The organism is Labrys sp. HAY1-8F (assembly GCF_056754975.1).
The window spans coordinates 684,757-698,497 of the sequence record NZ_JBPGWZ010000001.1 but is presented as its reverse complement, the minus strand read 5'-3'; the positions used below and the strand labels follow the sequence as shown (position 1 = coordinate 698,497).

12 protein-coding genes and 1 pseudogene are annotated in these 13,741 nt (G+C 62.6%); 9 read left to right on the top strand and 4 right to left on the bottom strand.

The features are described 5' to 3' along the window. Positions 1–225: 225 nt before the first annotated feature. Positions 226–942, top strand: a complete 717-nt coding sequence (locus tag ACR9ZN_RS03230) for a LuxR C-terminal-related transcriptional regulator (protein ID WP_434960769.1) — start codon at positions 226–228, stop codon at positions 940–942. A gap of 66 nt (positions 943–1,008) precedes the next feature. Here the strand turns inward: ACR9ZN_RS03230 and ACR9ZN_RS03225 are convergent, their stop codons facing one another. Beyond that, positions 1,009–1,443 (bottom strand): SLOG family protein, encoded by a 435-nt coding sequence (locus ACR9ZN_RS03225; protein ID WP_481271338.1) that lies wholly within the window; start codon positions 1,441–1,443, stop codon positions 1,009–1,011. 387 nt (positions 1,444–1,830) lie between these two features. On the opposite strand from ACR9ZN_RS03225, the gene ACR9ZN_RS03220 reads away from it, so the two are divergent. Continuing rightward, positions 1,831–1,983, top strand: a complete 153-nt coding sequence (locus tag ACR9ZN_RS03220; protein WP_434960771.1) for a hypothetical protein — start codon at positions 1,831–1,833, stop codon at positions 1,981–1,983. 72 nt (positions 1,984–2,055) lie between these two features. Here the strand turns inward: ACR9ZN_RS03220 and ACR9ZN_RS03215 are convergent, their stop codons facing one another. Both ACR9ZN_RS03215 and ACR9ZN_RS03210 read right to left on the bottom strand, forming a co-directional pair. Further along, positions 2,056–2,616, bottom strand: a complete 561-nt coding sequence (locus ACR9ZN_RS03215; protein ID WP_481271337.1) for a TVP38/TMEM64 family protein — start codon at positions 2,614–2,616, stop codon at positions 2,056–2,058. A gap of 389 nt (positions 2,617–3,005) precedes the next feature. Beyond that, positions 3,006–3,689: a GntR family transcriptional regulator gene (locus ACR9ZN_RS03210; RefSeq protein ID WP_454817934.1), complete on the bottom strand. Its 684-nt coding sequence runs from the start codon at positions 3,687–3,689 to the stop codon at positions 3,006–3,008. A gap of 190 nt (positions 3,690–3,879) precedes the next feature. On the opposite strand from ACR9ZN_RS03210, the gene ACR9ZN_RS03205 reads away from it, so the two are divergent. The 7 genes and pseudogenes from ACR9ZN_RS03205 to ACR9ZN_RS03175 all read left to right on the top strand — a co-directional run bounded on the left by ACR9ZN_RS03205 (position 3,880) and on the right by ACR9ZN_RS03175 (position 12,461). Beyond that, positions 3,880–5,004: a sugar ABC transporter substrate-binding protein gene (locus ACR9ZN_RS03205; protein ID WP_434960774.1), complete on the top strand. Its 1,125-nt coding sequence runs from the start codon at positions 3,880–3,882 to the stop codon at positions 5,002–5,004. A 174-nt stretch (positions 5,005–5,178) separates the two neighbouring features. Next, positions 5,179–6,729, top strand: a complete 1,551-nt coding sequence (locus ACR9ZN_RS03200) for a sugar ABC transporter ATP-binding protein (RefSeq protein WP_434960775.1) — start codon at positions 5,179–5,181, stop codon at positions 6,727–6,729. Next, positions 6,726–8,801 carry an ABC transporter permease gene (locus tag ACR9ZN_RS03195; protein ID WP_434960776.1) on the top strand — a complete coding sequence of 692 codons (2,076 nt, stop codon included), beginning with the start codon at positions 6,726–6,728 and terminating at the stop codon, positions 8,799–8,801. Before ACR9ZN_RS03200 ends, ACR9ZN_RS03195 begins: the two co-directional genes overlap by 4 nt. Before the next feature lie 26 nt (positions 8,802–8,827). Beyond that, positions 8,828–9,607 carry an SDR family oxidoreductase gene (locus ACR9ZN_RS03190; RefSeq protein ID WP_441770737.1) on the top strand — a complete coding sequence of 260 codons (780 nt, stop codon included), beginning with the start codon at positions 8,828–8,830 and terminating at the stop codon, positions 9,605–9,607. 29 nt (positions 9,608–9,636) lie between these two features. Next, on the top strand, positions 9,637–10,581 hold the full coding sequence (locus ACR9ZN_RS03185) for a 3-hydroxyacyl-CoA dehydrogenase (protein WP_481271336.1): 945 nt from the start codon (positions 9,637–9,639) through the stop codon (positions 10,579–10,581). 9 nt (positions 10,582–10,590) lie between these two features. After that, positions 10,591–11,518, top strand: a pseudogene (gene kce / locus ACR9ZN_RS03180) (3,5-dioxohexanoate:acetyl-CoA acetone transferase). 64 nt (positions 11,519–11,582) lie between these two features. After that, positions 11,583–12,461: an SMP-30/gluconolactonase/LRE family protein gene (locus ACR9ZN_RS03175; protein ID WP_454817942.1), complete on the top strand. Its 879-nt coding sequence runs from the start codon at positions 11,583–11,585 to the stop codon at positions 12,459–12,461. Positions 12,462–12,974: 513 nt separating this feature from the next. Here the strand turns inward: ACR9ZN_RS03175 and ACR9ZN_RS03170 are convergent. After that, positions 12,975–13,394 (bottom strand): DUF1236 domain-containing protein, encoded by a 420-nt coding sequence (locus ACR9ZN_RS03170; protein WP_434960781.1) that lies wholly within the window; start codon positions 13,392–13,394, stop codon positions 12,975–12,977. Between the last annotated feature and the right edge of the window lie 347 nt (positions 13,395–13,741).

The window sequence follows — 13,741 nt, the reverse complement described above, 5'->3', positions numbered from 1 at the left end:
TTAGCGGGATTGGTCTCACGACGAGCTTGCCGGCCGATTTTGGCTAGACCGCTTGCCGCAAGAGAATCGGATGGATGAGGCTTTCGCCTCGTCGATCTACCGCCGATCCTGGCAAGCGGGCCGCGCTTTCAATGGTAGCCAGCGGGACAGGGTGGCGCACTATGTGCTTCGGCAATTCGCCGCCGAAGGTCTCATGGTCCATTTTCTTGGTGAAAGACCCCTCCCGTGGAAACGATACCCGCTCCCCATTTTCCCGAACAAGACCGGCAGGGTGCGCCGTGGACGATCGCCGTCATCGACGAAAAGCAGCTCACCCGTAGTTGCCTGACACACAGCCTCATTTCTGCCGCCCCCGCTTTTGCTGCGCGCGGATATGCCAGCCTGGCGGAATGGCACCAGAACGGGGGAGGGCACGCATCGTGCATCGTCCTGCTTTGCGTCACGGGTCAGAAAGCAACCGAGGCGATCGTGGAGCTCGATCTCGATTATGTGTCGCGCCATGAGGGCGACGTGCGGGTGATCGTGGTTTCCGACATCGAGGATCCCCGACTGGTCGTGGCGGCTCTCGGCAGGGGCGCCAGGGGCTATATCGGCATGAGCGCCAGTCTGGATGTTGCCCTCGCGGCCATACGCCTGGTGGCGGCGGGAGGCGTCTTCGTCCCGGCGAGCGGCCTGTTGCCGTCCAAGTCACGCGCCGGCCTTGGCGGCGAGGAAAGCCAGGATGAAGGGGTGCCGCGGCAGGCAGCATTCACGCCCAAGCAATTGGCCGTGATCCAGCGTTTGCGTCAGGGCGAGTCCAACAAGATCATCGCCTACAAGCTGAATATGGAGGAATGCACGGTCAAAGTGCATATCCGCAACATTATGCAGAAGATCCGGGCGCGCAACCGTACCGAAATCGCCTACATGACCAATAATCTGTTTGACGGCGATATCCAGTGATGCAGCCGGAGGGAGGCAGCGAAGCTCCGGCCCGCCCCGAGGACCAGGCTCGCGGCGCTGCGAGCCTCAAAGCGCGCCGGCTTCAATGATGCGAACGCCGGATCGTCGGGCCCGCGCGACCAGGTCCGCACAATCCTTGTCGCCCGGAAAGGCGATGACCAGGAAGGGCTCGTAGCAGTTGAGCATATGCTCGTTGCGCAGCGGACCTGCCGACTTGCCATATCGAAACCAGGACGCGCGCTCGACGATCGACCGGACCCGATGCGCGACGGCCCATTTGGTCGCCAACAGGTCGGCGCCACGCTTACCGCCATGAACGATACGAAACGCGCCTTCATCCATGAGAAGACGGTCCAGGATCGCAAACACGCGTTGCTCGTCAATGACCCCATCATTGCCACAGACGAGGACGGTCTTGAGCTTGTCGGGCGGCCGGCTCGCGGTCTCCCCGCCGGGAACCTGCGTCAGCGCGAGACTTACATCGTGAATGTCCATCGTCATGATTGCCACCGGCGGGACCCGCGACCGTATTGGATCGCAATTTCCTGTATTTCTTCGTGCTGATGCATCTGCCTGGGCAGAACGTCTTTTTGCTCTCTCAGGGAAATGCCGTGGGTCTAGCCGCGATGCCTGATGTCGAACACGTGCCGCAGCCGGACACCGGCTCGGTACCTGGTTCGGGTCAAACCCTCAGCCCTTCCATGCTGCTATTAAATCGCCAACCCGCGTGACAGGGATGTGATCCGATTGCCCCGTCAGGGCAGGGCCAAATAAGGTTGGAGCCGTTGCGCGCGAGCGCCCCATCAGTGCCCAACTCTCGTGGCATCCTTGCCCCGCAATTGAGACCGATCTCTGTCCTTCAAACCTTTTTGGTATGCGCCGCCCTTGTTGAGTATCGCCGACGCCCTCATCCACGCCCTGACATCCATCATCCTCGCTTTGGCAGCCATCCGCGCGACCGGCATCATTGCCCTCACAGCCGCCGGTTTGCTGGTGGCAGGCGCGGTAGCGGCGAGTATCCGGCGAAGAAAACGCGGGTGAGGGGCCTTGCCAGCCGTCGGCATCCGGGATCGCGCGCGCTGGGCCTAACGCAGCGGGTTTTCCACCGCCGGCTCACGCTGATAGGTCGCCAACACCTGCCGCAGCTTGCGGCCCAGCAAGAGAAGGGCTGCCAAGCCGGCGCAGAGGCCGAAGCCGAGGGCGACGACCTGCAGCATGGACAGTTGACCATCCAGAACTCGCGCGTAGCCCGGCCCCAGCAGCGACCTGCAAGGCGATGCCGGGCAGAATGCCAACGCCGGTCGCCACCAGGAAGGGGCCGAAGGCGATCGACGTCGAGCCGAACACGAAGCTGACCAGGCTCGAAGGCGCGATCGGCGCGCAGCGGCACAACAGCACGATGCGCCAGCCGCCCAGCCGGACGGCCTCGCGAAGCGGTTCCAACAAGCGCCAGCGCCGGGTGAGCCGGTGCCCGTAGCGGCGTCCGACCACCACACCCAGCCAATAGGCCACCGACGCACCGAGGATGGAGCCGATCAGGGCGAGCGGAATGCCGTAAAGCCCGTAGGCGGAGCCGGCTACGATGCAAAGCGCGGGCCGGGGCAACAAGGAGACCGCACTGACGAAGAAGAGCAGCAGCAACACGGCCGCTCCCCATTCACCAGCAAAGCTCAAGAAATCCGCCTGCATGCCCAAGCCAGTCCCGATGTCGTTCGCCGTTCATACCGCGTCACAGGCAAGATGCAACCTCGGGGGCTTTGCTCAAGGAACATTCCCGCGATTCGCAGAGCGCCTTGCCGATCTTGCCGCCCGAAAACAAAGCACCCGGCGTGTCGGGCGCCGGGTGAAAAGTTGGTTGCTATGCCGCCGATTTGCGGCATGGGCGCACTATTGTCGGACGATGTGACACAGCCGTGAAAGTGCTCGCCCAGACCGATTTGCGAGGTGACGAAGTCAATAGAGATAGAAAAGCATTTAGAAACAGCCGGGTGCGAACGCGCTCCGTTTTGGAATGAAGCGTGACGCCCGGTCGCAGACGCACCCTCGAAAGCCGAGCAAGCCTGTCAGAGTATAGTTTCGAGGATATTGGCCGCGTCGCCGATATCGGCCTGGATGGCGCGTACGGCGCCGGCGTGGTCGCCGGATTTCAGCGCCTCCACCAGGACACGATGGTGCTTGTTCGAAACGACGAAATTGCCGCGTTCCTGCAGCAGGTTGAAATAGGGGCTGACCTGGAGCCAGAGAGTTTCGATGATGCCGAACAGGGTTTCCGAACCGCTCGCCTGATAGATCTCGAAATGCAGGGCCCGGTTGGCGCGCAGATAGATCTTCCGCGCCTCCTTGTTCGGCTTGATATTGTCCATCTCCTCGACCAGTTCGTCCAGCCGGGCGAGTGTCGCGGGCTGAAGGGTGGGCACGGCCCATGACACCGCCAGGCCTTCGATCTCCAGGCGAGTACGCGTCAGATCCGCCAGCCTTTCGCGGGTGAGATGGGGGATGCCGAGGCTTCGTCCGGCCACCACGGTGAGGGCCTTTTCCGCTGTCAGGCGAAGAATCGCCTCGCGCACGGGCATGGCGCTGACGCCGAAGGCATCGGCCAGCCACTGAATGGTGATGGACTGGCCCGGAGCCAGATCGCCATTGAGGATCAGTTCCTTGGCCTGGCGATAGACGTCCTCCTGCATGGTGGCGCGCTGCACACGCACGACCGAGAGCGGCTCTCGCGCCTTGGACCTGATTTCGCTCATGACACCTCCGCGTTGCAATCCCAATGCCGGGTTCTCGTCTTGTAGGTCGGTTCGCCGTCCGGAGAAAGCGGTCCTCTGCGCTTGCAAAATTTCTGATCTTTGATTTATGATCAAAAGTAGCTCAAAGAAGCTGGCTCATCAACGAGTCGAAGTGCCCGCCGCAACGAAGCGGGCTGACAGGGAGGGAAGAATGGGATTGGTAAAGCGCGGCGCTGCCCTGGTGGGCGCGGGACTGCTCGGCCTATGCGCCCTTGGCGGGCAGGCCGAGGCCAAGGACAAATACAAGATCTATCTGTCGATGAGCTATATCGGCAATGACTGGCAAGGCGAGGCCGCCAACATGGTCAAGGCCATGGCCGCCAGCAAGGAGTTGGCCGATAAGGTCGATCTCCAGGTCCAGGTCGCCGGCCCCAATGCCCAGCGCCAGATCCAGCAGATCAACGCCATGGTGCAGGCCGGCGCCAAGGCCATCGTGGTCTTCCCGATCTCCCCCACTGCCTTGAACGCAGCCGTGAAGAATGCCTGCGGCAAGGGCGTGGTGGTGATTGCCTATGATGGCGAGATCACCGAACCTTGCGCCTACAACGTCACGATCGACCAGAGCGAGGCAGGGCGGGTCACGGCCGAATGGCTGGCCAAGAAACTGAACGGCAAGGGCAACATCATCGCCATCACCGGCGTACCCGGCACCTCGGTCGATACGCTGCGCACCAAGGCCGCCAAGGAAGTCTTCGCCAAATATCCCGACATCAAGATCGTCAACGAAGCCATCGGCATGTGGAGCCAGGCGGTGGCCCGCACCGAATTATCCAAGATCATGGCCACCCGCAAATGGGACGAGATCGACGGGCTGTGGATGCAGGTGGGCTGCTATACCGCCAACACCATGCAGATCGAGGCCGGCGCTACTCCCGACAAGCTCAAGCCTTGTGCCGGTGAGGGCTCGAATGGCGGGCGCATCCAGATGCTGCCTGTGGGCACCGAGGTCGAGGGCGCCAACGGCACCTACACACCAATGGCCGCCCCCCGCATTTCCTATGCCTCACCGCCTTATTCGGGTGGCCTGGCCCTGAAGCTCGCCATCGCCAAACTCGATGGCAAGGACATCCCCAAGCACACGGTGCTGCCTTTGCCAATCGTGACGAACGAGACGATCAAGCTTTGCCAGGAGGGCAGTTGGGCGGAGATGAAGGCCGGCTGCAATGCCTTCAAGCCTTCTCTCGTTTCCAATCCCGGCTGGTTCGCCTCGATCTATTCGGCCGAGACGCCCGAACTAGGGCTGTCGGCGGCGCTGGTCGGCCAGCCCGAGAACTGACGGCGGCGTGGGTCTGCGCCATCCTTGCTGACCCACCTGTACTGCTTTGAGCATCGTACCGAAAAGGGGGCGCCGGTTTTCGGCAAAAACGATGCGGCATCAAAGATCTGCAGCACCAGAACCGATTCCGGCTCCGGTGCTGCCGACAACACCAATTTCCAGGGACCGGCTCGTATGTCATCCATATCCGTTCAGACGGCCTTGTCGAAAACGGCGGTTGCGGCCTGCGATATCAGTCGCTCCTTCGGACCGACCATCGCCGTCGACGGCGTCTCCTTCGAGGTCCTGGCAGGCGAGGCCCACGCACTGCTGGGCGAAAACGGCGCTGGCAAATCCACGCTCGTCAAGCTGCTGTCCGGCCTGATCATGCCCACGACGGGCCATTTCGAGATCTTTGGCCAGCAGGCGGTGCTCGGCAGTCCGCGCGCAGCCCATCGGCTCGGTATTCAGACGGCTTTTCAGGAACTCACCATCGTCAAGGACCTGACGGTGCTGGACAATATGCTGTTGCCCTATCCGCCGACCCTGTTCGGCCAGATCCGCCGCTCGGAGGCGCGCCGGCAGGTGATTGATCATCTGGAAGCGCTCGGCCTGGAGGCGATCGATCTCGATACCGACCTGCGCGATCTCGATCTCAACATTCGCCAGAAGATCGAGATTGCCCGCGCCTTGTTCCGCCGCCCCAGGATCCTCCTCCTCGACGAGCCGACTTCCACCTTGTCCGGCCGGGACATCGACTGGCTGGGCGGCCTGATCGACGGGCTGAAGCGCGACGGCGTGACGGTGGTGTTCATCTCTCATCGCATGGCGGAGGTGAGGGCCTTTTGCGATCGGGTCACGGTCCTGCGTGGTGGCAAGCATATCGCTACCGCCAGCCTTGCCGATGTCGCCGACGAGGACCTGATCGGCATGATAGCGGGCAGAGAGCTGGGTCGTTCCTTTCCGCCCAAGCCGCCGGTGCCGTCGCTGACCGGCGATCCCGTGCTGTCGGTGAAAGGACTTGGCACCCATAAGAGGCTCGATGAGGTCAGCCTCGATCTGCGTGCGGGCGAGATCCTCGGCGTCGCGGGCCTGCAGGGCATGGGCCAGCTCGAGCTCTTCTCGGCCCTGTTCGGCATGGAGGAATATCGCGGCGAGATCCGAATTGACGGTCAGGCAGTGACCTTGACCTCGCCCCGTGACGCCATCGAGGCGCGTATCGGCATCAGCCTGGTTCCCGAGGACCGCAAGACCGAAGCTCTTTTCCTCAAGCTCGACGGGCAGCGCAATGTCTCCCTGCCGGTGATCGAGCGCTATACAAGGTTCGGCCTGATCGACGAAACCCGCGAGGAGGCGGATGTCGCCAGGGTCTTCGGCAGGCTCAACGTGCAGATGCGCGCGCTGTGGACCAGCGTGAAGTCCTTTTCCGGCGGCAACCAGCAGAAGATCGCCATCGCAAAATGGCTGTTCGCGCAAAGCCGCGTGCTGCTGCTGTTCGACCCGACCCGCGGCATCGACGTCGGCACCAAGCACGAGATCTATGCCTTGATCCAGCAATATGCCGCCGCCGGCGGCGCCGTCCTGTTCCATTCCACCGAGATTGCCGAACTCGACCATCTCGCCCATCGCGTCCTCGTGCTCTATCGCGGCAAGGTTGCGGCCGATCTCACCGGCCCTGCGATTTCCGAAGACGCCATTCTGCGCGCCACGCTGGGCAGCGCTTCCACGATCCGGGAGGCATCATGAGCGCGGCCCACGTCGACATGTCCCTCAAGCCGTCGCGGGCCAAGCGCGCGGGCCTGCGCTGGTCGCGCCATCGGGGTGCGCTGATCGCAGTCACCGCCTTCCTGGCCTGCCTCGGGCTGATCCGCCTCGTCAGCGGATCCCTCAACTATTACGATGTCTCGACCATTGCTACGGGCGGAGCCACGCTGGCGACGGCTGCTATCGGCCAGACTATCGTGGTGTTGTCGGGCGGGTTCGACCTGTCGGCGGCTGCCGTGGTTTCGCTGGTGAACGTCACGCTGGCAAGCCACATGCAGGACGATCCTTCCAGCATCCTCTTGTGGTCCTGCGCCGGCATCGCCATCGGAGCGGCGGCGGGGGCGTTCAACGGTTTCTTCATCGCCTTCCTGCGCCTGCAGCCGATCGTCGTGACGCTCGCGACGATGTTCATCCTGCAGGGGGTGACGCTGCTGGTGATGGACAAGCCCGGCGGCCAGCTTCCCGCTGACTTCACGGCCTTCTTCACGGCCGACGCGATCCCCGAATGGCTGCCGGGACCGGTTCTCATGCTCGTACTCCTGGTGTTGGGCTGGCTTTTCCTCAAGAATACCGTCTTCGGCAAGGCGATCTACGCGATCGGCTCTGACCGGGACGCGGCCCGGGCGGCGGGCCTCAACACCCGCCTGTGCGAGTTCTTTGTCTATGTGCTGGCCGGCGGGCTCTACGGCCTGGCCGGCGTGTTCATCAGCGCGCAGACCGGCTCGGGCGACCCGCTGGTCGGCAATCCCATGCTGCTGCAGATGTTCGCGGCCGTGGTGGTTGGCGGTACATTGCTGGGCGGCGGGCGCGGCGGGCCTGTTGGTACCATCTTCGGCGCCTATGTGCTGATGATGGTGGTCAACATCCTGCTCGTCCTCAACGTGCCGGCCTTCTATTCCTCCGTCGTCGAGGGCACCATCCTGATCCTGGCGGTGCTCGGCGCTTCGATCACCCGCACATCGGTGCTCGCCACCACCCTGCGCCTGATCGGCCATCGCTTGGCGGCCTGGCGCCAGGGCCGCCTGCCGCGGCAGCTGTCACTGCCGGAAACGCGGTTGCGACTGCCGGCCGAGCCGGTTCAAGCCGCGCGATCTCAGATTGCCCGTCCCAGCTTCTGGATCCGCCGCCAGGAGGATCTGCGCACGGTCCTTCCAGCCTTTGTCTGCTTTGCGATCGTCCTCATCGTCAGCCAGTTCGTGCTCGGCAGTACGCTGGCGTCGTGGGGCTACTACAATTCACTGATCGTGCTCGCGAGCTTCCTGGCCATTCTCGCGCTTGGGCAGGGGAGCGTGATCCTCACCGGCGGCCTTGACCTCTCCCTGCCGTGGACGATCGCGTTCTGCGGCATCGTCAGCGCCGGCCTGATGAAGGGATCGGATAGTGCGATGCTCTATGCCCTGCCGCTGGCCCTGGCGATGGGTACGTTCATCGGCCTGTTGAACGGCCTCGGCATCGTTGCACTCGGCTTGTCGCCGATCGTGATGACATTGGCGATGAACGGCATCCTGCAGGGCTTTGCGCTGGTCTATTCCGGCGGGACGCCCGACGGTTTTTCGGCCCCGGGGCTGCGCTGGATCATGACCGGGCAGGTGATGGGCGTTACGCCGATCGTGCCTCTCGTCGTCCTGTTCGTGTTCCTCGCCATCGTCCTGCTCGGCCGGACCGCCTTCGGCCGGCGTGTCTATGCCATCGGCAATGGCGCGCGCGCTGCCCAATTGTCAGGCGTGCCGGTCGGCGCAACCACGGTCAAGGTCTATATGCTGTCCGGCTGCTGCGCGGCCCTGGTGGGCTGCCTCCTTGCCGGCTTCTCCGGCCAGGCGAGCCTGGGCATGGGCGATGACTATCTGCTGCCGTCCATCGCCGTCGCCGTGGTTGGAGGAACGCTGATCACCGGCGGGCGAGGGCGCTATATCGGCATGATCGGCGGCGTGCTGCTGCTGACGGCCCTGCAGACCCTGCTGGCCGGCACCACGCTCCCTTATGCGACCCGCGCCATTCTCTACGGGGTAGTGGTGCTTTGCGCGGTTATCACATTGCGTGAAAAAAATTCCTGAAAACATTGTAAATCAAGGAAATATCCATGACCGGAATTGCCCTCAAACCTGGCCTTCGCGTTCTCATCACAGCCGGAGCTTCCGGCATCGGCCGCGCCATTGCCGATCTCCTAATCGACAATGGCGCCAGGGTGCATGTGTGCGATGTCGCCGAGCAGCATCTTGCCGATTTCAGGGCAGCTCATCCCGGACACGGCGCCAGCCTGTGCGACGTCTCGGACGAAGAGGCCGTGGCTGGGCTCTTCGACGACGTGCGAGCCGGGCTCGGGGGCCTCGATGCGCTCATCAACAATGCCGGCATTGCCGGGCCGACCGGTGGTGTGGAGGAGATCTCGCCCGCCGATTGGCGCCGCACCATCGATATCTGCCTCACCGGGCAGTTCCTCTGTTCTCATCACGGCGTGCCCCTGCTCAAGCAGGCGGGCGATGGCGCCATCATCAACCTGTCCTCGGCGGCGGGGCGCTATGGCTATGCCTATCGCACGCCGTATTCGGCCGCCAAATGGGGTGTCATCGGCTTCACCCAGAGCCTTGCCAAGGAACTCGGACCCTCCGGTATCCGGGTCAATGCCATCCTGCCCGGCATCATCCGCGGGCCGCGCATGGAAGGGGTGATCCGCGATCGCGCCACCCAGGTCGGCGTGCCCTATGAGGCGATGGAGAAGCAATATCTCGACCGCATCTCGCTGCGCCGCATGACCGGCCCGGAGGATGTCGCTGCGATGGTGCTCTTCCTGTTGTCACCGGCCGGAATCAACATCTCCGGCCAGTCCCTGGGCGTCGACGGCAACGTCGAATCCCTGTGAGCGCCCCCCTCTCAGTCGGGAACATTCCCATGAAGACAGCCATCATCGGATCCGGTTTCATCGGCCGCGCCTGGGCCATCACCTTCGCAAGGGCCGGCCATGAGGTCAGGCTCTGGGACAAGGACGCCGACGCCTTGCCGAAAGCCTTGGCCTTCATCGACGAGATGTTGCCGGATCTTGCCGCAAATGACCTTCTCGGCGGTTCCGAACCTCGCGAAGTCAAGGCACGCATCCGCATCGAGCCCGATCTTGCCGTAGCGCTCGATGACGTCGACCACGTCCAGGAGAACGCGCCCGAACAGGTCGAGCTGAAGCGCACTCTGTTCGCCGATCTCGACCGGCTGGCGCCCGCCAAGGCGGTGCTGGCAAGTTCGACTTCGGCGATCCTGCCTTCCGCCTTCATGGAGCATCTTCCCGGCCGCCAGCGCTGCCTCGTGTGCCATCCGATCAATCCGCCCTACCTGGTACAGGCGGTGGAGGTCTGCCCCTCGCCCTGGACCTCGCAGGAGGCCATGTGCAAGGCGGCCGACTTCATGCGCAGTTGTGGCCAGTCACCTTTGGTGATGAAGCGCGAGATCGACGGTTTCATCATGAACCGCCTGCAGGGTGCTCTGCTCGAAGAGGCGTTCCGCCTGGTCGCCGACGATATCGCCAGCGTCGAGGACATCGATATAGGCCTGCGCGACGGGCTGGCCTTGCGCTGGTCCTTCATGGGGCCCTTCGAGACGATCGACCTCAACGCGCCCGGGGGCGTGCGCGACTATGCCGAGCGCTACCAAGGCATCTACGCCAACATCTTCCCGTCGGTGCAGTACCGCGTCGATTGGGCTGGCCCCGTGATGGAGCGCATCGAAGCGGAGCGCAGCGCCCTTCTACCGCGCGACAAGCTCGGTGAGCGCCAGAAATGGCGCGACCGCCAGCTGATGGCTCTGCGCGCGCACAAGCGCAGGGCCGCCAAGGACATCGGAAAGTGAGTAAACGGCATGGCCCGCAATAAAGTCATCATCACTTGCGCCGTAACCGGCGCCATTCATACGCCCTCGATGTCGCCGCATCTGCCGGTGACGCCGGAAGAGATCGCCGATGCGGCGGTCGGCGCCGCCGAGGCTGGCGCGGCGATCGTGCACCTCCACGCCCGCAATCCCGTGACCGGTGAGCCCGACCAGACGCCGGAGGCCTTTGCCAGGTTCCTGCCCCAGATCAAGCAGCGCTCGAACTGCGTCATCAACCTCACCACCGGCGGTGCCCCGACCATGAGCATCGAGGAGCGCGTGCGACCGGCGGCGACCTTCGCGCCGGAGGTCGCCTCGCTCAATCTTGGTTCCATGAATTTCGGCCTGTTCGGCATGCTCGATCGCTTCACCGATCTCAAGCATGAGTGGGAGCGAACCTATCTCGCCAACAAGGACATCATCTTTCGCAACACCTTCGGGCAGATCGAGCACATCCTGACCACCTGCGCGGGCAACGACACCCGTTTCGAGTTTGAATGCTACGACACGGCGCACCTGTACAATCTAAAATATTTCTTCGATCGCGGCCTGGTGAAGGCGCCGCTCTTCATCCAGACCGTCTTCGGCCTGCAGGGTGGCATTGGCGGCCATCCCGACGACGTCCAGCACATGAAGCGCACCGCAGATCGCTTGTTCGGCGACCAGTATCGCTGGTCCGTCCTCGGTGCGGGCCGCAACCAGTTCAACATTGCGGCGATGTCGGCTGCGATGGGCGGCAACGTCCGCGTCGGGCTGGAGGAACTCGCTCTGGAACGGGCCCGGCGTGCTCGCCCGCTCCAATGCGGAACAGGTCACCAGGGTCCGCCAGATCATCGAGGGGCTGGGCCTCGCCGTGGCGACCCCGGACGAGGCCCGCGAAATACTGAGCCTGAAAGGCGGCCATGCCGTGAATTTCTGAGCACTTAATCGGGGCTGCCAGCCGGAAGGCTGACGACAAAACGGCTGAAGGAGAGGGAACGAGCATGCGTATCGAAGTCTTGCTGGATGTGAAGACCACCCTGGGGGAGGGCCCGCTTTGGGACGTCGACCAGCAGCGTCTCTACTGGATCGACAGTTTCGACGGCCGCGTCTTCCGTGCCACTGCCGATGGTAGGGAGCTCCGGGCCTGGGACGTGCCGCAGAAAATCGGCTCCATGGCGCTGCGCCAGGACGGCTCGGGCGCCGTCGTCTCGCTGGCGCGTGGCTTCCATCTTCTCGACTTCAAGACGGGTGACGTCGAACTCATCCACGATCCCGAGCCCGACCTGCCCAACAACCGCATCAATGACGGCAAGGTCGACAAGCGCGGCCGCTTCATCGCCGGCTCGATGGACACGATGGAGGAAGGGCCGAACGGGGCGCTCTACAGCCTGTCGACGGATTTCAAGGTCACCAGGCTCGATTCCGGCATCATCTGCTCGAACGGGCCGTGCTGGAGCCCGGACGGTACTATTTTCTATTTCACCGACACGTGGTCCGGCGAGATCTCTGCCTATGACTATGACCAGGACACTGGCGGCGTGTCGAACCGCCGGACCTTCGCCAAGGTCGACGGATCGGGTGGTGGTGCGGCCGACGGCTCGACGGTGGACGCCGAGGGCTGCCTGTGGAATGCCTTGGTCTACGATGGCAAGCTGGTGCGCTATCGGCCGGACGGCTCGGTCGACCGGGTGATCGAGATGCCGGTCAAGAAGGTCACCAGCGTGATGTTCGGCGGTCCCGATCTCGATGTGCTCTATGTGACCTCGATGGCCAAGCCGCCTTTGCCGCGCTTCCCCGGCGACGGCGTGTTGCGGGGCAGCCTCTTCGCCATCCATGATCTAGGCATTCGGGGCATTCCCGAGCCCCGTTTCGGCGGGTGAGGGGATCGGAGAATGGCAGGGACGTGGGAGCGGTTCCCGGTCACGGCGTGCGCGGGCGTCCTGTCAGAGGCGCCCTGACACGAACTCCGATGGGTTGGCTCGTTGAAGTTAAGGATAAGAATGACCTTGTGCCGATAACCTGACCTATACGAGGTGGCCACGCTAAATTGGGTCGCTCATGCACCGAGCGCGCATACCCGTTTGGCGCATCTTGTGCCTATGCGGAAAGGGCAGGCCTCTTCTTGTATTTCTACAAAAGGTATTATATATCAATGACATATATAATATTCCTGTATCGATATCTTATCGAGCTGATCTGCTTTGTCAGGTGTAGTGCATAACCTATATCCGCCACTCTTATGGCGATAGAGGCGTGCCGAAGTGCCATGCCCTGGTCCGCGCTTGCTGAAGCAGAAGCCCTGATCTTCCGGCTGCTGTGTCGCGCAGCCGGAAGATTTCTCAATCAACTCTGCAGCGAGCCCGTTCGAAGCGAGGCACGGCCGCAAGCGAGCCCTATTCTACAACCTGTACGATCCGACGGGTGCCCGGATCGACCAACACCACCTCGTCGTTGATCACCGTATATTTGTAGCGGACTTCACCATAGTCCGCGGGCACGTCATAATATTCGATACCGTCCTCGGGCAGGACGACGCCCACATTGACGGGCTCCTCATAGCGGTAGGACGGAACGTGGCGCTCGATCACATATTGGCGGAAGCGGGGGCGCTGCTGAATTCCCAGCAGTCCGTTGATACCGCCCGTCACGGCGCCAACCGTGCCACCGACGATGCCACCGATCGGCCCTGCGTTCTCATTGCCGCGTTCCGCCCCTTCCTGGGCTCCGCCCATCACGCCTTGCGCCTGGGCAGCAGCTGGCAGCCATAGCGCCACCAAAGATACGCCAATCAAGTTCATCAACCTGTTTGTCATGGTCTTTCTCCGCGATTGTTGAGTGTACGCACTCCCGATATGAGCAGTATAACAATCAGAGGATAAAATTGTTCCCATATAAATTTTCCTAAAATAAGAATTATGGCAGCTGCCTTCAAATTAACTTTGATTTCTCAATGAGAACACATTTCAGATAAATGTATGGCGTTTATATTATTCTGATAAACTCTGAGGGTGCCGATCTATATAGAACGAGAGTTCTTATTGGTCTTGCTTACACGGGCGGCAATGGGTTCTCGATCCCAGCGTGAGTAAAGGTCCTCCAGGGTACATCAGATCATTGTCCGCCAACCGGATTCGCCATCGTCCGTTGGGCGCCACGCCAT

Coding starts and splice junctions, on each gene's coding strand:
- ACR9ZN_RS03210 (WP_454817934.1), bottom strand. CDS start 3,689: ATGAGCGAAATCAGGTCCAAGGCGCGAGAGCCGCTCTCGGTCGTGCGT.
- ACR9ZN_RS03195 (WP_434960776.1), top strand. CDS start 6,726: ATGAGCGCGGCCCACGTCGACATGTCCCTCAAGCCGTCGCGGGCCAAG.
- ACR9ZN_RS03170 (WP_434960781.1), bottom strand. CDS start 13,394: ATGACAAACAGGTTGATGAACTTGATTGGCGTATCTTTGGTGGCGCTA.
- ACR9ZN_RS03200 (WP_434960775.1), top strand. CDS start 5,179: ATGTCATCCATATCCGTTCAGACGGCCTTGTCGAAAACGGCGGTTGCG.
- ACR9ZN_RS03175 (WP_454817942.1), top strand. CDS start 11,583: ATGCGTATCGAAGTCTTGCTGGATGTGAAGACCACCCTGGGGGAGGGC.
- ACR9ZN_RS03185 (WP_481271336.1), top strand. CDS start 9,637: ATGAAGACAGCCATCATCGGATCCGGTTTCATCGGCCGCGCCTGGGCC.
- ACR9ZN_RS03205 (WP_434960774.1), top strand. CDS start 3,880: ATGGGATTGGTAAAGCGCGGCGCTGCCCTGGTGGGCGCGGGACTGCTC.
- ACR9ZN_RS03190 (WP_441770737.1), top strand. CDS start 8,828: ATGACCGGAATTGCCCTCAAACCTGGCCTTCGCGTTCTCATCACAGCC.
- ACR9ZN_RS03225 (WP_481271338.1), bottom strand. CDS start 1,443: ATGACGATGGACATTCACGATGTAAGTCTCGCGCTGACGCAGGTTCCC.